18 protein-coding genes and 1 riboswitch are annotated in these 17924 nt (G+C 73.7%); of the genes, 5 read left to right on the forward strand and 13 right to left on the reverse strand.

Annotated features, from left to right (window positions below; translation table 11 throughout):
- Positions 1-12: 12 nt before the first annotated feature.
- From ACFV20_RS10955 to ACFV20_RS11005, 11 genes are all read right to left on the reverse strand, one after another.
- Positions 13-867 (reverse strand): energy-coupling factor ABC transporter ATP-binding protein, encoded by an 855-nt coding sequence (locus ACFV20_RS10955; RefSeq protein ID WP_385655008.1) that lies wholly within the window; start codon positions 865-867, stop codon positions 13-15.
- The gene (cbiQ, locus tag ACFV20_RS10960; protein ID WP_385655009.1) at positions 864-1613 is read right to left on the reverse strand and encodes a cobalt ECF transporter T component CbiQ; all 750 of its coding nucleotides are present in this window, start codon (positions 1611-1613) and stop codon (positions 864-866) included. The genes ACFV20_RS10955 and cbiQ overlap by 4 nt, the downstream gene beginning before the upstream one ends.
- 6 nt (positions 1614-1619) lie before the next feature.
- Positions 1620-1988, reverse strand: a complete 369-nt coding sequence (locus ACFV20_RS10965; protein WP_385655011.1) for an energy-coupling factor ABC transporter substrate-binding protein — start codon at positions 1986-1988, stop codon at positions 1620-1622.
- The gene (locus ACFV20_RS10970) at positions 1985-2692 is read right to left on the reverse strand and encodes an energy-coupling factor ABC transporter permease (RefSeq protein WP_385655013.1); all 708 of its coding nucleotides are present in this window, start codon (positions 2690-2692) and stop codon (positions 1985-1987) included. The genes ACFV20_RS10965 and ACFV20_RS10970 overlap by 4 nt, the downstream gene beginning before the upstream one ends.
- A 29-nt stretch (positions 2693-2721) precedes the next feature.
- Positions 2722-2907, reverse strand: a riboswitch (cobalamin riboswitch).
- 128 nt (positions 2908-3035) lie between these two features.
- Complete coding sequence (locus ACFV20_RS10975; RefSeq protein WP_385655306.1) at positions 3036-4487, reverse strand: protein kinase; 1452 nt, start codon at positions 4485-4487, stop codon at positions 3036-3038.
- 219 nt (positions 4488-4706) lie between these two features.
- On the reverse strand, positions 4707-5999 hold the full coding sequence (locus ACFV20_RS10980) for an MDR family MFS transporter (protein ID WP_385655015.1): 1293 nt from the start codon (positions 5997-5999) through the stop codon (positions 4707-4709).
- Positions 5996-7834: an ABC transporter permease subunit gene (locus ACFV20_RS10985; RefSeq protein ID WP_385655017.1), complete on the reverse strand. Its 1839-nt coding sequence runs from the start codon at positions 7832-7834 to the stop codon at positions 5996-5998. Before ACFV20_RS10985 ends, ACFV20_RS10980 begins: the two co-directional genes overlap by 4 nt.
- Before the next feature lie 95 nt (positions 7835-7929).
- Positions 7930-9432, reverse strand: coding sequence for an ABC transporter substrate-binding protein (locus ACFV20_RS10990; protein ID WP_385655019.1), 1503 nt, complete (start codon positions 9430-9432; stop codon positions 7930-7932).
- A gap of 23 nt (positions 9433-9455) precedes the next feature.
- Complete coding sequence (locus tag ACFV20_RS10995; protein WP_385655021.1) at positions 9456-9992, reverse strand: GNAT family N-acetyltransferase; 537 nt, start codon at positions 9990-9992, stop codon at positions 9456-9458.
- A 75-nt stretch (positions 9993-10067) separates the two neighbouring features.
- Positions 10068-10865, reverse strand: a complete 798-nt coding sequence (locus ACFV20_RS11000) for a VOC family protein (protein ID WP_385655023.1) — start codon at positions 10863-10865, stop codon at positions 10068-10070.
- 133 nt (positions 10866-10998) lie between these two features.
- Positions 10999-11841 carry an SDR family NAD(P)-dependent oxidoreductase gene (locus ACFV20_RS11005; protein WP_385655025.1) on the reverse strand — a complete coding sequence of 281 codons (843 nt, stop codon included), beginning with the start codon at positions 11839-11841 and terminating at the stop codon, positions 10999-11001.
- Between the two features lie 123 nt (positions 11842-11964).
- Between ACFV20_RS11005 and ACFV20_RS11010 the strand changes: the two genes are divergently transcribed.
- From ACFV20_RS11010 to ACFV20_RS11030, 5 genes are all read left to right on the forward strand, one after another.
- The gene (locus tag ACFV20_RS11010; RefSeq protein WP_385655027.1) at positions 11965-12441 is read left to right on the forward strand and encodes a DUF4396 domain-containing protein; all 477 of its coding nucleotides are present in this window, start codon (positions 11965-11967) and stop codon (positions 12439-12441) included.
- Between the two features lie 91 nt (positions 12442-12532).
- A complete protein-coding gene (locus ACFV20_RS11015; RefSeq protein ID WP_385655029.1) occupies positions 12533-13213 on the forward strand; it encodes a transcriptional regulator in 681 nt (226 codons plus the stop codon).
- Complete coding sequence (locus ACFV20_RS11020; RefSeq protein WP_385655030.1) at positions 13210-14190, forward strand: pyridoxal-phosphate dependent enzyme; 981 nt, start codon at positions 13210-13212, stop codon at positions 14188-14190. Before ACFV20_RS11015 ends, ACFV20_RS11020 begins: the two co-directional genes overlap by 4 nt.
- A gap of 60 nt (positions 14191-14250) precedes the next feature.
- Positions 14251-14610 carry a cupin domain-containing protein gene (locus ACFV20_RS11025; RefSeq protein WP_366716075.1) on the forward strand — a complete coding sequence of 120 codons (360 nt, stop codon included), beginning with the start codon at positions 14251-14253 and terminating at the stop codon, positions 14608-14610.
- A gap of 198 nt (positions 14611-14808) precedes the next feature.
- Entirely contained in the window at positions 14809-15513 is a 705-nt protein-coding gene (locus ACFV20_RS11030; protein WP_385655032.1) for an SDR family oxidoreductase, read from the forward strand.
- Here the strand turns inward: ACFV20_RS11030 and ACFV20_RS11035 are convergent, their stop codons facing one another.
- Positions 15514-16872 (reverse strand): VWA domain-containing protein, encoded by a 1359-nt coding sequence (locus ACFV20_RS11035; RefSeq protein ID WP_385655034.1) that lies wholly within the window; start codon positions 16870-16872, stop codon positions 15514-15516.
- Positions 16869-17726, reverse strand: a complete 858-nt coding sequence (locus ACFV20_RS11040) for an AAA family ATPase (protein ID WP_385655036.1) — start codon at positions 17724-17726, stop codon at positions 16869-16871. Before ACFV20_RS11040 ends, ACFV20_RS11035 begins: the two co-directional genes overlap by 4 nt.
- Between the last annotated feature and the right edge of the window lie 198 nt (positions 17727-17924).

The following is a 17924-nucleotide window of genomic DNA, read 5'->3' on the forward strand; positions in this document are numbered from 1 at the left end:
CCCGCACGGCTCCTACGCCCCGGACGCCCCCAGCCGCCCTCCCACGAGGGCGGCGAGTTCCTCCGGTGTCCGCGGGCCCGGGTGCGTCTCGGGCAGCAGACCCTGGGAGCGCAGCAGCTGCGCCGCCGCCGCGCCCCACGGCAGACGCAGCCCGGCCTCGCGGAGGAGATCCGGCCGGGCCAGGGCCGTGGCCGCGGGTCCGGTGCGGACACCGGACGGGGTGAGCAGCGCCGCGTCGTCGGCCCAGCGCAGGGCGAGGTCGACGTCGTGGGTGGCCATCACCACCGTGGTGCCGGCGGCCCGGAGCCCGTCGAGGGTGGTCAGGAGACGCTCCTGGCCGTCCGGGTCGAGTCCGGCGGTCGGCTCGTCGAGGATGAGGACCCGGGGCCGCATGGCGACCGCTCCCGCGATGGCGGTCCGTTTGCGCTGCCCGTAGGAGAGCAGATGGGTCGGCCGGTCGGCCAGGGCCGTGATGTCCAGGGCGGCCAGCGCCTCCGCCACGCGCGCCCGGACCTGCGTGTCGTCCAGGCCGAGGTTCAACGGCCCGAACGACACGTCCTGCTCGACGGAGGCCGCGAACAACTGGTCGTCCGGGTCCTGCACCACCAGCTGCACGGTCGTCCGCAGCCCGGTCAGCCCCTTGCGGTCGTACGCCACCGGCCGTCCCTCGACCGTCAGCCGCCCCTGGTGCGGTTTCAGACCGCCGGAGAGCAGCCGCATCAGCGTGGTCTTGCCGCTGCCGTTGCGGCCGAGCAGCGCGAGCGCGCGGCCCTCGCGGATGTCGAAGTCGAGGCCGCTGAGCACGGCCGGGCCGTCCTCGTAGGCGAAGGACGCGCCCCGCAGGGCGACGAGGGCGGGCTCGCTCATGTCAGCGGCCTTTCCAGTACGAGGGTGAGGACGGCCACCGCCGCGAGCAGCGCGCAACTGGCCGCGGTGAAACGGACGGAGACCCGGGCCTCGGGCACCAGGACCCGCAGGGTGCCGTCGTAGCCGCGCCCGGCGAGCCCGGCCTGGAGACGGGTGGCCCGGTCGAAGGCCCGGACGAAGGCGGTGGCGCCGAGCCCGGCCAGGGACCGCCACTCCGCGGCCCGGCCGGTGTGCCCGAGCCGGGCCGCCTGGGCCTCCCGGATGCGGCGCACGGAGTCCAGCAGCAGGAAGCTCATCCGGTACGTCACGAGCGCGACGTCGACGACCGGAGCGGGCACCCCGGCCCGGACCAGCCGGGGCAGCAGGTCGGACATGGGCGTGGTGAAGGCGAACAGCAGCACGCCCAGGGAGGCCGCCGAGGTGCGCAGCAGCAACTCCCCGGCCCGGATCGGCCCGTCGGCGGCGAAGGCGACGAAACCACCCGGCCCGCCCACCTGGACGAGCAGCGTGAGGGCGCCCGTCACGCAGAAGCCCAGCGGCACCCGGTAGGCCCGCCACAGCCGCCGCCCGGGCACACCGGCCGGACCCAGGAGCACGACCAGGGCCGTCAGGAGCACCAGGGCCGCGCCCGGCCAGGGCGGCAGCGAGATCGCGAGCAGGGTGAGACCGAGTCCGAGCACGGCCTTGTCCACGGGATGGCGGCGGCGCCAGCGACTGCCGTGCGCCGCCGCGTCGATCGGCAGCACCCGGGCTCAGTCCCGTTCCGCGGCGGACTTCCCGGCGGTGCCGGCGAGCGTGTCGTCGGACTCCCGCTCCAGCGCCCGCTGCTCGCCCTGCCTGCGGCCCCGGCGCAGACCGAAGTAGTAGGCGAGTACACCGGCGCCGAGAGCCGCCTGGAGGGCGAACAGCGCCGACTCGATCTCGCCGGAGGGCGGTTCGTACAAGGGCGAGAACCACGGCTCGTAGTCCGGCTTCAGCTCGGTGATCGCCGTCTCCGCCTCGGCGTCGGCGCCCGTGAACGGCTCCTTCTTGTGGTCGCCGAGCCCGAGCGCCAGGGGCAGCACCGCCAGCGCGGCCACGGCGAGCAGCAGGAGCAGGTTGATCTTCGTGTTCCGCTTCATCGGGCCACTGCCTCGGTCTCGGTCTCCGTCCGGGCCCGCCGGGTGGCGACGAGCACGCCCAGCCGGGTCAGTTCGCCCTTGCTGGACTGCACCAGCAGCCGCATCACGAGCACGGTCAGCAGGCCCTCGCTCACCGCGAGCGGGATCTGGGTGACGGCGAAGATGGAACCGAATTTGCCGAGCGCGCCCAGGAACCCGCTGCCCGGGTCGGGGAACGCGAGCGCCAGCTGCACGCTGGTGACGCAGTAGGTGGACAGGTCGGCGAGGAACGCGGCGAAGAACACCGCCACCATCAGCGGTGCGTTGGAGCGCCGCAGCAGCCGGTAGACGGCGTATCCGGCCCAGGGCCCGACGATCGCCATGGAGAAGACGTTGGCGCCGAGCGTGGTGAGGCCGCCGTGCGCGAGCAGCAGTGCCTGGAAGAGCAGGGTGATGGTGCCCAGCACCGCCATGATGGGCGGCCGGAACAGGATGGCGCCCAGGCCCGTGCCGGTGGGGTGCGAGCAACTGCCCGTGACGGACGGCAGTTTCAGGGCGGACAGGACGAAGGTGAAGGCACCGGACGCACCGAGGAGCAGCGTGCTCTCGGGATGCTCGCGCACTTCACGGGTGAGCGACCGGACCCCGTGGACGACGAACGGCGCCGACGCGACGCCCCAGGCGACCGCGTGCGCCGGAGGAAGGAAACCCTCGGCTATGTGCATGGCTCAGCAGACCCTCTCCAGCACCTCGTGGATGGTTGACGCGCCTTGGCCGGTCTCCTGGCTGACGGGTACCACCGCCCGGACTCCGCCTTCCCGGGTCACGAGGACCCAGTGGCTGCCCCTGAGGGCTGGAGCCGGACTTCCCGATTCACAGTGGCGAGGGCCGCACCGGCATCACACCGGATTTCCCGTTCACCAAGGCCTGGTGACAATAAGGCCGGGGTAAGGGCGATGACAAGCCACCCAAGGGGCGCGTGAGGGGGCGCCCGTTCGCACACCGGCGCATCCCGCGGCCGATCCACGCGCGCTCGACAGCGGCCCGTCACACGCCGCCCGGGCCGCGTCAGTCGTCGGTCCCGTCGTCCCCGCCGTCGTCGCTCCCGTCCTCTTCCCCGCCCTGGAGCGGCTCCTGCGGCTTCGGCTGCGCCGGCCCGCCGCCTGCCCCCTGTGTCGGAGCCGCCGCACTCGGCGCGGGCGCGGCAGGAGCCGACGAGGACGGCGAGGCGGAGGGAGTGACATCGGCCACGGTGCCGGTGTCCGGCGTGTCGGCCGTACCCGGGCCGACGGCCGGGTCGGCCCGCTGGTCGGTCTGCTGCTCGGAGGAGCCGGGCGCGGAGTCCTCGGACGCCTCGGCGGCTGGACTGCTCGCCGTCGGGGACGCGTCGGGTTCCGTGCCCTCCGCGGTCGTGTCGGGCGAGAACCAGCGCATGCCGAGGAGCATCGCCGCGAGGAAGAGGCCCGCGGCGGCGGCCGTCGCGGCCACCCTCGACCGGTTGCCGGCACCGCCGCGCCCGCGGGTGCGGCCCGAACGCCCCGCCTGGGCGGCCCGGGCCGCGGTGCGGTGTCCCGTGGTCGCCGGCAGCGCGTACGTGGTCGGAGCGCCGGTGTCGGCGCCGCCGTACGAGCCCGGACCGGCGGGCTTCGCCCTGGACGTGGTGGCGGGCCGCAGCGGCGGGGAGACCTCGGGCAGTGGCTCGGGCAGGCCCTGCCAGGCGCCCCCGGCGAACCACTCGGCGGCCTGCTGGGCGGTGGGCCGGTCCTCGGGCTGCTTGGCGAGCAGACCGAGGAGGTAGTTCTCGAACGCGGGCGGAAGCCCGGCGACCCCGAGCTCGCGGGGCGGCACGGGAGCGGAGTCGAGATGCTGGTGGAGCAGGGCGACGGCGGTGTCGGCCTCGAACGGCGGTCGTCCGCTGAGGAGCTGGTAGAGCACACAGCCCAGGGAGTACATGTCCGAGGCCGGCCCGGCGGGCTTGCCCAGGGCCCGCTCGGGCGCGAGGTAGAGGCCGGTGCCGATGATCTGCCCGGTGGCGGTGAGCGCGGCGCCGGGGTCGTCGAGGAACCGCGCGATGCCGAAGTCGCCGATCTTCAGCGTGCCGGCCGTGTCCAGCAGCAGGTTGGCCGGTTTGACGTCCCGGTGCACGATGCCCTGGGCGTGCGCGGCGGCGAGCCCCGCGGACGCCTGTGCGGCGAGCCGGGCCACCCGCTCGGCGGGCAGCGCGCCGGAGCCGGCCAGCACCCCGGCGAGGCTGTCGCCCTCGACGAGCTCCATGACCAGGTACAGCCGGTTGTCGTACTCCCCGAAGTCCAGGACCCCCACGACGTTGGGGTGGTTGAGACGCCCGGCGGTCTGCGCCTCCAGACGGAACCGGGAGGCCGCCGTGGGGTCGGTGTCCTGGGGCAGCAGCAGCTTGAGGGCCACCGCTCTGGCGAGCATGGTGTCGTAGGCACGCCAGACCTCTCCCATTCCACCGCGCCCGATCTCAACATCCAGCCGGTAGCGGCCCGCTAGCAGCACTCGTCCTCGTCTCATGCGTGGGAAGGTCGCGCCGCAGGCCGAACTCCCCGCGTCCGCACGGGGGTTGGTGGGGGTGCCGCAGCCGACCCAGGATACTGGCGCGGCGTCACCGCTGATCGCCGCAGCAGTGTCCTCCTCGGGCGTCGTCTCGCACATCCCGCGCGAAGAGGTCACCCGCCGGGGTGACGCCGCGGCGTCACCGGGAGCGCCGGTGCCGTCTCAGGCCGCCGCGCCCGCCTCCTTCGCACGGCGCGGCAGCAGGGCCACCGCCAGGGCCGGTACGGCCGCGAGGACCAGCCACGGCACGGCGGCCGGCAGCCCCAGGTCGAGCAGCGAGCCGGTGGCCGCGCTGCCGGCCAGGACGATCAGGCCGGAGACGGACGACAGCGCGCCCGTGTAGAGCCCGAGCCGGCCCTCGTCGGCGAGGTCGGGGACCCAGGCGCGGGCGGCGGGCACCACCAGCATCTGCCCCACGGTGAGAAAGATCACGAAGCCCGCGGCCGGCAGCAGCCCGGCGGTGCCGGTCCAGCCTGCCGGGCGGGCCGCGGCCACCACCGCGAAACCGGTCGCGATCAGCAGCAGTCCCGCGGTCATCGAGCGGCGCAGATCGAGCCGGTCGCCCGCCCAGCGGGTCACCCGCAGCTGGGTGAACACCACCAGCACCGACGACAGCGCGAAGAGCCAGGACAACGGCGCCTGCGAGCCCGTCGCGCGCTGCACCTCGTCCGGCAGGGCCAGATACAGCTGGTTGTAGGCGAGCAGATAGGAGCCGTAGGCACAGCACAGGGCGAGGAAGCTCCGGTTGTGCAGCAGGGCCCGGACCCCGCCCCGCTCGCGGACGCGGACCCGGCCGGGGATGTGCTGCGGCATCAGCCACAGGTGGCCGGCGAGGACGAGGACGAAGACCGCGGCACCCGCGAGGCACGCGGTGCGGAAGTCCACGGCGAGCAGCAGCGCGCCGAGCAACGGCCCGGCGAACGCCCCGACCTGGCCCGCCACGCTGAACAGGGCGAGGACCCGGGTGCGTGGTCCGTGGCCGTCCTCCTCCCAGACCACCGCCTGGCGGGCCACCTCGGACTCCACGGCCGGGGAGAACAGCGCGGCGGCGAACCCGATCACCAGCACCGCCCCGATCACGGCCCCCGGGGCCCGCGCGTACCCGAGCCACACGAACCCGGCGATCCTGAGCACACACCCCGCCAGCACGACCGGCCGCACCCCGAACCGGTCGACGAGCCCCCCGCCGACCACGAACAGCCCCTGCTGGCTGAAGGTGCGCAGCCCGAGCACGAAGCCGACCAGCCAGCCCGCCATGCCGATCGCGCTGCCGAGGTGCTCGGCGAGGAACGGCAGGACGGCGTAGAAGCCGATGTTGAAGGCGAGCTGAGTGAGGATCAGCAGCCGCAGCAGTGGCGACAGTTCCGCACACAGGCGCCAGGTGCTGTCGTGGGCCCCGGCGCCGGATGTGCGGGCGGCGTCGTGGGCCTGCGCGAGAGGGGCGGGGTCGGTCATCGGTCTTCTGTCTGTGAGGCTGTCCGTGAGGCTGTCTGTGAGGCTGTCTGTGAGGCGGACAGGGGTGTCAGGAGGGCGTCGGGGCGGTCCGGTCGCCCGCGTGGGGCCGGCACGACCCGGTTCGCGGGCGGCGCGGCCGGGCCGGCGGTCCGGGTGCGCCGCCGGGGGAGTCGTACGCCGCCCGCGGCCGTCACCGCGAGCGCCCCGAGCAGGGCGAGGATCGCGGCGGGGAAGAGGACGGCCCACGGGGCGCGCTCGGCGTACGGCTGGTTCTCGGCGAGCAGCAGGCCCCAGTCGGGGGACGGCGGCTGGGCGCCCAGCCCGAGGAAGCCGAGCGCCGCGAGGCTCAGCGCGATGCCCGGCAGCCGGAGCACGGCGTGCCGGGCGACCGGGGGCGCGACGGCGGGCAGCAGTTCGTGGCGGAGCAGGTACCAGCGGCCGGCCCCCAGCGCGCGGGTGGCCGTCAGGTGCGTGGTCGCGCGCTCCTGCCGCAGCAGGGAGGAGGTGTGTGCGGCCAGCGGGCACCAGGCCACGACGGCCACGGCGCACGCGGGCGTCCAGGGCCCGCTGCCCATGGCGCCGGTGACGAGGAGTCCGGCCAGGACGGGCGGTACGGCACTGAGGGTGTCGGTCAGCGGCCCGGACAGCCTCGGCAGCAGCCCCAGCAGCAGCCCGGCGACGAGGGCGGCGGCACTCACCGCGAGCGCGGTGCCGAGGGTGGTCAGCGCGCCGTGGGAGATGCGGGCGAGCACGTCCCGGCCGAGCGCGTCCGTGCCGAAGGGGTGCTCCACGGACGGGGCCCGCAGCCGGGCGAGGGTGTCCAGGGCGAGCGGGTCGCGGGGCAGTCCGAAGCCGATGACCGCGGCCAACAGCCCTCCGTAGAGAAGGGGGAGCATGCGGGGCGCCGGAGGCCGGGGCCGGTGCAGGGACTGCAGGGCGCCGTCACGCAGCGCCGGGCCGATCAGCAGGCGGGCGGCGAGCCGGGCGAGGAGCCCCGCGGCGGCCGCGAGCAGGACGAGGGCGAGGGTGCCGGTCTGCAGGACGGGCAGGTCCTGGGCGAGTGCGGCCTGCAGGGTGACCCGGCCCAGGCCCGGGATGTCGAAGATCTGCTCGACGGCGACCGATCCGCCGGTCAGGCCGACCACGAACAGCGCCAGGTTCGGCAGGAGTCCGGGCACGCAGCGGCGCACCGCCTGCCGCACCACGGACCTCGACGGCACGCCCCGTGCCGCGGCCGCCATCGCCCAGGGTTCCCCGAACGCGCCGGGCAGCAGGTCGTCGAGCATCCGCCCCAGGACCGCCCCGGCGGGCAGGCCGAGGGCGAGCGAGGGCAGCACCATCCACTGCGGCCCGTACCAGCCCAGGGCGGGCAGCCAGCCCAGCTGCACGCCGATCACCGAGGCCAGCACCGCGGCGACGAGGAACTCGGGCAGCGCGGCCAGCACCGCCGCCGCCGTCCCGCCGGGGCGCCGCGCCCCGAGCCGGCCCCTCGCCCCCGATGTGAGCGTCCGGGCGCAGACAGCGGCCACCGTGGCGGCGGCGACCACCAGGGCCCCGGCCATCAGCAGCAGCGACACGCCCAGCGCCTGCACGACGCCGGGCAGCACCTGGCTGCCGGACACCCAGGACGTGCCCGCGTCGCCGTGCAGCAGCCCGCCCAGCCAGCGGCCGAGCAGGGCGAGCGGGCCGTCGTCCAGGCCGAGGTCGTCGCGGATGGCGCGCAGGGTCCCGGGATCGGGGTCGCGGTCCGCCGACCGCGCCCTGAGCACGGTCAGCGCGGGATCGGTGCGCGACAGCCACGGCAGCAGGCCGACACCGCACACCAGGGCGGCCACGAGTCCGGTCCGCCACAGCAGCGCCGGGACGCCCCCGCCCGCCAGTGACCGCGCACGGGCGGCGGCACCGTTCGTCCGGAGTGGGTTCGAGCTGTTCAGCGCCGGGTCCCCGTCCCGATGAGGGTGCGCTCGTACGGATCGGGCAGCGCCCCCCGGACGGACGTCGCGATGCCCGCGACGAGCTTCAGATGCACCAGCGGGATCACCGAGTCGGTGCCGAGGACGGCCGCCTCCGCCTTCATCGCGGCGTCCTGCCGCTCGGCGGTGTCGGACGTGGCCTGGGCGGCGGCGACCAGCTTGTCCACCCTCCGGTCGCACAGGAACGACAGGTTGTTGGAGCCGTCGCAGGTGTAGTCGCTCGCGAGGACGGTGACCGGGTCGCCGGTGTCCAGCATCATGTTGCGGGAGAAGACCGCGGCGTCGAACTTGCCGTCCAGCAGGTCGCCTTCGAGGCGCGCGTACGTGCGCACCTCCAGCTTCACCTCGAAACCCGCCTTGCGCAGCTGCTGTTGGAGGACCTGGGCGGTCTCCGGCAGCTCGGGCCGGTCGCTGTACGTGGCGAGGGTGACGCGCTCGCCGTCGGGGCCGGTCGCCCGCGCCCGCCCGGTCGGTTCGACGCGCTTGCCGGCGGCCCAGGTCAGGGCCGGACCGAACAGGCCCTGCGCGGGCACGGCGTACCCCTCGTAGGCGCCCTTGGCGATGACCGAGGGGTCGATCGCCTCGCGTGCGGCCGCCCGCAGCCCCGCGTCGGTGAACGCACCGGACTTGGTGTTGAGGTACAGGCTGGTGTTGCGGGCGGTGTCGACCTCGTGGACGTCGTCCTTGTCCAGGGAGGCGATCTGGGCGACGGGCAGGGACTCGGCGATGTCGACCTCGCCGGTGCGCAGGGCGTTGGCGCGGGCGGTGCCGTCGGAGACGAACCGGGCGGTGACGCCGGACGCCTGGGCCCGGCCGCCCCAGTAGTCGTCGAAGCGGTTGAGCGTGGCCGCCGTGTCACCGTCGATCCTGGTGAGGGTGAAGGGGCCGGTGGCGGTGCCTTCGACGTTCACCGTGCCCTTCTTCGCGTACGCCTTCGGTGCGAACACCGCCAGGGACGGGTTCGACAGCCGCAACGGCAGGACGGGGTCGGCCTCGGCGGTGCTGACCCGGACCCGCCGGCCGTCCTCGGCCGTGGCGGTCAGCTTCACTCCCGCGAGCGCGGACGGTGCCGGGTCGGCCTTGCCTGCTGCGGTGAGAGCGGCGGCGACGGCCTCGGCGGTGACGGCCTCACCGTCCTGGAACCTCGCGTCCCGAAGGGTGAACAGCCAGCTCCTGCCGCCTTTCTCACTGCTCCACGACTCGGCCAGCGCGGGGACCGCCGTGCCGTTCGCGTCCAGCTTGGTCAGCCCCTCGATGACACCGAGCCGGGAAAGGAGCATCGCGTCCTGGCCGTACGGCGAGTAGTTCTCGGTCGGGGCGAAGGGCAGGGCGACACGCAGCCGGGCGCCGTCGCCGGAGCCGGAGGAGGCCGACGTCCCGTCACCGGAGGACGCGAAACAGCCGGAGAGCAGGGGCAGCACGAACAGCCCGGCTATGAGCCGGCGGCGGGGAGTTCTCATAGTGTATATGAATACCATTTTCGTTAAGCGAGCGGTATCTCGAAGTGCACGACGCCGCTGCCCCCGCCGGGCACCTCCTCCCGCTCGTCGCAGACCACTTTGCCCAGCGCCCGCCACAGGCCCAGCGCCCCGGGGGAGTGCGGATAGGTGTGCAGATAAACGGACCGGTATCCGCCGTCGGTCCGGGCGAACTCCAGCAGGCCGTCCACCAGTTGCCGGGCCAGGCCGCGCCGCCGGTGCTCGGGACGCACGTACACCCGGCGGAGCTGAGCGGTCTCGCCCGAGGGGAACCGCTCGGCCAGCCAGTGCGGATTCGGCGGGTGCTCCGGGCCGCGCGCGTCCAGTGCCGCCGTGGCCGCCACCGTCCCGTCCCGCTCGTCCACGGCCACCAGGAGGGCGTGCCGGGGCGGCGTGACGTAGAACGGCACCGGATCGATGATGTCGGCGTGCCATCGCGGCACGTAACCGGTGCCGAAGTCGCGGTACACGGCGTCGAGCATCACCGCGCGGGCTCCGTCGATGTCGGCTGCCGTGGCTTCCCTGATGCTGTACGCGTGCATTTGCGCATCATATGCAAGAAGGGTTTCCGGGCCGGTCGGGGGTGCCCGTGCTGTGCCTGCGTGTGAAGCCCCGGTTCAGCTCTCGGACGGGGCGAGCACCACGAAGTCCGCGCCTGCCGGGTCGAGGCAGACGGCCAGCCGGCCGACGCCCTCCATGTCCGCCGGGCCCATCTGCACGCTGCCGCCGTTCGCGGTGACCTGGCCCACCGCGGCGTCGCAGTCGTCGACGGCGAAGACCGGGTGCCAGTACGGCCGCCCGCCGGTCAGCGCCAGGTCCTCCTTGCCGAGCTGCATGAGTCCGCCGTGCATCCGGTCCTCGGAGAGCCCCGCGGGGGTGATCAGCGTGTAGGTGCCCGCCCCGCCCGGCAGCGGCATGTCGCTGAACTGCCAGTCGAAGAGGGAGCCGTAGAACTCCCGCGCGGCCGCGGCGTCGGTCGTGTACAGCTCGGTCCACGACAGCGAACCCGGCTGGTCGACCAGCTCCATGCCCTTGTTCGTGCCCGGCTGCCACACGGCGAACTGGCCGCCCAGCGGGTCGCTGTACTGCGCCATCCGGCCCCAGTCGTCGAGGTCCATCGGCGCGACCCGCACCGTGCCGCCCGACTGTTGCACGGCCTGCGTCGTGGCGTCCGCGTCGGTGACGCTGAAGTAGAGCATCCAGGCCGGCCGCGCGCCCTCCTCGGTGAGCTTGCCGAGCCCGGCGACGACCTTGCCGTCCTTCTTGAACATCCCGCCCTCGAAGTCCTCGCTCTCGCCCATGGACTCGTAGTCCCACCCGAGGACGGCGCCGTAGAAGCCGGCGGCGGCCCGGACGTCCGGAGCGCCCAGATCGAGCCAGCAGGGAGAGCCGGGGACGTACTCCGTCGTGATCATGGCGATGCTTCCCTTCCGCGGGTCCTGTGCCCAGCGTGACACCGAGCACCGGCCGTCGCCCGTCGGCCGCGGCCCGTCCGGGGGACACCGCCCGCGCGTGGGGCGCCCACTGAGCTCCCCTCCGGCGCGGGCCTCAGTGGACGGACAGTCCGCCGTCGACGAAGACGGACTGCCCGGTGACGTAGGCGGACGCCCCGCTCGCCAGGAAGACCGCCGCGCCCGCGAAGTCCTCCGCGAGACCGTTGCGCCCGATCATCGTGCGGGCGGCGAGGGCGGCCACCTTCTCCGGGTCCGACGACAGGCGGGCGTTGAGCGGTGTCATGACGAAACCCGGCACGAGGAGGTTGCAGGTGACCCCGCGTGGCGACCACGCCTCGGCCTGGGAACGCGTCAGTGCTTCGAGGCCGCCCTTGGAGGCGCCGTAGGCCCCGCTCCGGACGAACGCGCGATGGGCCTGCTGTGAGCTGATGTTGATGATCCGTCCGTGGCCGCGCTCCGCCATCCGGGGGCCGAAGCGCTGCCCGAGCAGGAACGGCGCCTCCAGGTTGACGGCCATCGTGGCGTCCCAGACGTCCTCACCGAGTTCGTCCATCGGCGGACGCAGGTTGATCCCGGCGCTGTTGACGAGGATGTCGGGCTCCCCGAACGCCTCGACCACCCGTTCCGCGGCGGTCCGCACGCCGGCCCGGGTGCTCAGATCCGCGCTGACCCACGCGGCGCGGCAGCCCTGGGCCGTCAGCTCCTCCACGGTTGCGGCCAGAGCGGCCTCGCCGCGGGCCACGACCACCACGCTCGCCCCGGCGCGCGCGAGGGCGTCGGTGAGGGCGCGGCCGATACCGGAACTGCCGCCGGTGACCACCGCGGTCCTGCCCTCCAGCGAGAACAGCCCGCGGAGGTAGTCCCCGACGCCCCGGGTCGGCGTGGGCGCCCCGTCGGGCCGGGCGGGCTCGGGCGTGGGGGTCGGGTGTGTCGTCATGGCGACCACTGTAAGTCGATCATGTGGCCGGTCCTCGGCCGGTGCCGGAGGCCGGACGCCCCGCCCGCGAGTCCGGGTCCGACCTCTCGCGCACATACCCCTGGGGGGTATAGGGTGCAGCGCATGGACCACACCGCTCATGAACCCGAGAAGCAGGCGCACGGGACCGCGTCCTGGGGGACCGCCGTCAAGGCGACCCTGCACTGTCTGACCGGGTGTGCCCTCGGCGAGATCCTCGGCATGGTGATCGGCACCGCCCTGGGGTGGGGCAACGTGCCCACCATGGTGCTGGCGATCGCGCTCGCCTTCCTCTTCGGCTACTCGTTCACCCTGTTCGCGGTCTCGCGGGCCGGCCTCGGCCTGCGGTCCGCGATCAGGGTCGCCCTCGCCGCGGACACGGTGTCCATCGCGGTCATGGAACTCGTCGACAACGTGATCATCGCCCTCACTCCAGGCGCGATGGACGCCCACCTGTCCGACGGCCTCTTCTGGTACGCCCTCCTCGGCGGCTTCGCGGTCGCCTTCCTGATCACCGCCCCGGTCAACAAGTGGATGATCGCCCGCGGCCGGGGACACGCGGTGGTCCACGCCCACCACTGACGCGACGGCACGCAGTGAAGGGTTCCTCCTGGACTCTCTATCCAAAGCCTGGACGCTTGGTCTAAAGTGTTGAGGGTGAGAGGGGGCGGACATGGACAAGGGTCCGGACGCTGAGCGGGACGCGATCCTCGCCGCGCTGAAGCCGGTCGTCGAAGGGATCGCCGCGACCTTCGGGCCGGTCTGCGACGTCGTGCTGCACGACTACCGGAATCCGGAGAAGTCGGTGGTCGCCGTGGCCGGGACGCTGACCGGGCGGCAGGTGGGCGGTGCCATGAGCGAGATCGGTATGCGGGTCCTCGCCCGCGGCGGCGCCGCGTCCGACGAGCTGAACTACGTCACCCGCACCCGCGACGGGACGCTGGTGAAGTCCTCCACGATGGTGCTCCGGGACTCCGGCGGAGCCGTGTTCGGCGCCCTGTGCGTCAACGTCGACGTCGGTGCCGTCACCCGGGTCCACGACCTGCTCGGCGCGCTCGCCGGCCTCGGGGCCGCCCCGGCGGAGCTGCCGACCACCACGTTCGGCAACGACATCGACTCCGTCGTCGACGCCCTCGTCGACGCCCACCAGTCCAGACAGCGGGGCAGCTGGGCGGAGCTGGACCGCGCGGAGCGCGTGGAGCTGTTCGGCGGGCTGGACACCCGCGGGGTGTTCGCCGTGCGCGGCGCCGTCGAACAGGTCGCCGCCCGGCTCGGCATCTCCCGCGCCTCCGCCTACAACTACCTGTCCCGCGCCAGGGCCGCCCACGACACGTCCACCGGAGGCTCCACGTGACGACCACGACCCCGCCGGTCACCCTCGACGACGTCCGGGACGCCGCGGCGCGGCTCAGGGGTGTCGCCCACCGCACGCCCGTGCTGCGCTCCCGCACCCTGGACGCGCTCGCCGGAGCCGAGGTCTTCCTCAAGTGCGAGAACTTCCAGCGTGTGGGCGCCTTCAAGTTCCGCGGCGCCTACAACGCCGTCTCCCGCCTCACCCCGGAGCAGCTGTCCCGCGGTGTCGCCGCCTACTCCTCCGGCAACCACGCGCAGGCCGTCGCCCTGGCCGCCCGGGAGCTGGGCACGACCGCCGTCATCGTCATGCCGCAGGACGCGCCGCCGTCGAAGCGGGCCGCCACCACCGGCTACGGCGCCGAGATCGTCACTTACGACCGCTACACCGAGGACCGCGTCGCGATCGGCGAGGCCCTCGCCGCCGAACGGGGCCTGGCGCTCATCCCCCCGTACGAACACCCGCACGTCATGGCCGGGCAGGGCACCGCCGCTCTCGAACTACTGGAAGAGAGCGGGGAGTTGGGCGCGCTGCTGACACCGGTCGGCGGCGGCGGGCTGATGGCGGGCAGCGCCACGGCGGCCAAGGGCCTGCACCCCGGCATCCGGACCGTGGGCGTCGAGCCGGAGGCGGGCGACGACACGAAACGCTCACTGGAGGCGGGCCGGCGCGTCAGCATCCCCGTGCCACGCACCATCGCCGACGGCCAGGCCCTGCACACCCCGGGAGAGCTGACGTTCTCGGTCAACAGACGGCTCCTCGACGAGGTCGTCCTGGTCACCGACGACGAGATCCGGGACGCGATGCGGTTCGCCTTCGAACGCCTGAAGATCGTCGTCGAGCCGAGTGGTGCGACCCCGCTGGCCGCGCTGCTCACCGGCAGGGTCGGTCCCCTTCCCCCGCGCGTCGGCGTGATCGTCTCCGGGGGGAACATCGACGCCGGGCGCTTCGCCGAGCTCTGCGACGGCGTCACCCCCTGAATGGCGCGGCCCCGAGGGCGGACGGACGATGGAGGCAAACCCTCACCGAGGAGGAGCGTCATGCTTGAAGTGAAGACGCTCGACAAGCCGGACGAGCGACGCGACTACCCCCGAGGCCACCTGGAAGCCGTCCACATGACCGGGCTGGACTTCGCCGTGGCCACCTTCGAACCGGGCTGGCGCTGGTCCGAGTCGGTGGCCCCCATCGCCGGGACGGACAGCTGCCGGATCCACCACAACGGCTACGTCGTCTCGGGCCGTATGCACATCCGCATGGATGACGGCGCGGAGAGCGAGGTGGGACCCGGCGACGTGTTCGTCTGCCCGCCGGGCCACGACGCGTGGGTCGTCGGCGACGAGCAGTGCGTGGTGTACGACTTCGCGGGCAGCATGGCCAAGGAGTACGCCAAGAAGGACTAGCGCGGACCGCCCCTCGCAGGGCCGCCGCGCCGTCCCCTGGCCTGCGACCGGCCGCGGGTTCCGTTTCCGTACGTGGCCTACGGCCGGCCGTAGGCCCTCACCGCACCCCCTCCCTTGCTCCTGGAAACCGATCGGTTTACGCTTCCCGATGTGGGAAACCGATCGGTTTCCTGTCTGTGAGCGCTGAGGGAGACTCCCATGACCGCCATCGAAGGTTCCGTCGCCCTGGTCACCGGCGGCAGCCGCGGCATCGGCCGGGCACTGGTCGAAGCCCTGTACGAGCGGGGCGCGCGGAAGGTGTACGCGACGGCCCGCGACCCGCGCACGGTCACGCACCCCGACGCCGTACCGCTGGCGCTGGAGGTGACCGACCCCGCCTCCGTCGCCGCGGCGGCCGAGCGTGCGCAGGACGTCACCCTGCTGATCAACAACGCCGGCGCGTCGGTGAACGCCAACTTCCTCGACTCGCCCGTCGAGGACGTCCGCCGCGAATTCGAGACCAACTTCTACGGGCCGCTCCTGGTGACCCGGGCCTTCGTCCCCCTCATCGAGCGCAACGGCGGCGGCCACATCCTCAACGTCCACTCCGTGCTGTCCTGGATCGGCCTGGCCGGCTCCTACAGCGCCTCCAAGGCCGCGTTCTGGTCGCAGACCAACTCGCTGCGCCTGGACCTGAAGCCGCGCGGGATCGACGTCACCGGCCTCCATGTCGGCTACGTCGACACGGACATGACCGCCGGGGTCGACGCGCCCAAGTCCACGGCCCGCTCCGTCGCGGCCCAGGCCCTCGACGGCATCGCGTCCGGCGCCTACGAGGTCCTGGCCGACGACCTCTCGCGGCAGGTCAAGGCAGGGCTGGCGGCCGACCCCGCCGCCCTCTACCCGCAGCTCGCCGCCGCCTGATCACACCGGCAGCAGCCGGGCCACCAGCGCGCTCAACTGCCGGGCGTTGCGGCACTCGTGCATCTCGACCAGCTCGGCGTAGGCGGGCGCGACGGAGTCGCCCGTGCCCCAGCGGGAGCGCTGCTCGGGGTTCAGCCAGTGGACGCGGCGAGCGCGCTCGGCGATCTGCCGCAGGGCGGGCAGATTCGGGTCGCTCCGGTTCGTCCGGGCGTCACCGAGGACGAACACCGTCGCGCGGGAACCGGCCGCGTCCGCGTACCGCTCGGCGAACTCGCCCAGCGCCATGCCGTAGTCGCTGCTGCCGTGGTAGCCCGTGACCGCCGCCTCCGCCTGGATGCGGGCGCCCAGCCCTTCCGGGTCGGCCCGCCCGTGCTCCAGCAGCCCGGTCACCTCGTCGATCCGGTTGACGAAGGCGAACACCCGCACCTTGCTGAACTGGTCGTGCAGCGCCTGCACCAGCAGCATCGTGAAATCGGAGAAGCCGGACACCGACCCCGACACATCGCACAGCAGCACCAGTTCGGGACGGGCGGGACGCCGTGCGCGCAGCACGGGCTTCATCGGCACGCCACCCGTCGACAGCGAACCGCGCAGGGTCCGCCGCAGATCGATCGTGCCCCGCGCGGCGCGCCGGCGCCGGGCCGCGAGCCGGGTCGCGAGCTTGCGCGCCAGAGGCTGCACCGTCCTGCGCAGCTCGGCGAGCCGGTCCTGCCCGGCGAACAGGAAGTCGACCCGGTCCGCGGTCGGGGCCACCGCCCGCCGGGCGATCTCGTCACGGCCGCGCCGCTCGGCGACCCGCCGCCGCGCCTCTGCGGCGACCAGGGCGCGGAAGACGTCGATGCGCCGCCGGATCTCGTCCTCCAGCAGCCGGTCCGTGAACCCCGTGTCGCCGCCCCGCCCGCGTACGGTGTCCCGCACCCGCGCCAGCAGCGTCTGCGGCCGCAGCCGTTCCAGCGCCTGGTAGGACGACCAGCCGTCCGACTCCGGCGAGGAACCGTAACCGCCGAACCCGTCGACCGCCTCGATCGCCAGCCGGCCCAGCATCGCCCGGTCGTCGGCGGCCAGCGCGTCGGCCAGCCGGTCCCGCAGCTCCTCGCGCCCCGACGCCGGCTGCTCCGGGCCGCCCACCCCACGCGGGAAATACAGATCGAAGACCGCGTCGAACACCTGCCGTTGGGCGGGCCCGTGCAGCAGCGTCGCCGCGAGCCCCTCGCGCAGCAGCTCCCGGTCGGCGAGGCCGAGTTCCCCGACGGCCCGTGCCGCGTCGACCGTCTCGCCGGTGCCGATCCGCACACCGTGTCCGCGCAACGCCCCGACCAGGGACGTCAGCCGCTCGGCGACGCCCACCGGCGTGGTCACAGGGCGTCCAGGTCGAGCTTGGCGGACGCCTTGAGGACGTCGTCCTGGTGTTTGAGGAGCACCCCGAGCGTGGCCCGCACGACGGTCTCGTCCAGCGACCCGGCGCCGAGCGCCAGCAGGGTGTGCGCCCAGTCGACGGTCTCGGCGACCGACGGCACCTTGCGCAGGTCCATCGCCCGCAGCGCGCCCACCACCCGGACGACCGAACGGGCCAGCGTCTCGTCGAGACCCGGCACCTTCAGCCGTACGATGCGCCGCTCCAGCTCCTCCTCGGGGAACCCGATGTGCAGGAAGAGGCAGCGCCGGCGCAGAGCCTCGGACAGCTCCCGGCTCGCGTTGGAGGTGAGGACGACGAACGGGCGGCGCGTGGCCGTGATGGTGCCCAGCTCGGGGACGGTCACCTGGAAGTCGCTGAGCACCTCCAGCAGCAGGCCCTCCACCTCGACGTCCGCCTTGTCCGTCTCGTCGATCAGCAGCACCTTGGGGTCGTCGCCCCGGATCGCCGTCAGCAGCGGCCGGGTGAGCAGGAACTCCTCGCTGAAGATGTCCGTACGGGCCTCGTCCCACGTCTCGTCGCGGCCCGCGGTGATGCGCAGGAGCTGCTTGGCGTGGTTCCACTCGTAGAGGGCGCGGGACTCGTCGATCCCTTCGTAGCACTGGAGGCGGACCAGCCGGGCTCCGCCGACCTGGGCGACGGCCTTGGCGAGTTCCGTCTTGCCGACGCCGGCCGGGCCCTCGACCAGGAGCGGCTTGCCGAGCCGGTCGGCGAGGAAGACGGTCGTGGCGACGGCCCGGGAGGCGAGGTAACCGGCCTCGGCCAGGCGTGCGGAGACGTCGTCGACGGATGTGAACAACGGTGGCCTCCCGGGACGGCGGCTTCGGCATGACGGGCAGGGCACTATCTAAGCGCTTGTTCACCCATGCTGTCACGGGGTGTCTCACCGGGGGGGGGGGGGGGGGGGGGTGGGGGGTGGGGGGGGGCGGGCGCGTGGTGGGGGGCGGGGAGGTTATGAACAGCGTTTAGCAGGGGCCGGGGGGGGGGGCGCGAACCC

This window comes from Streptomyces sp. NPDC059696 (assembly GCF_042733745.1).
Taxonomy (GTDB): Bacteria; Actinomycetota; Actinomycetes; order Streptomycetales; family Streptomycetaceae; genus Streptomyces.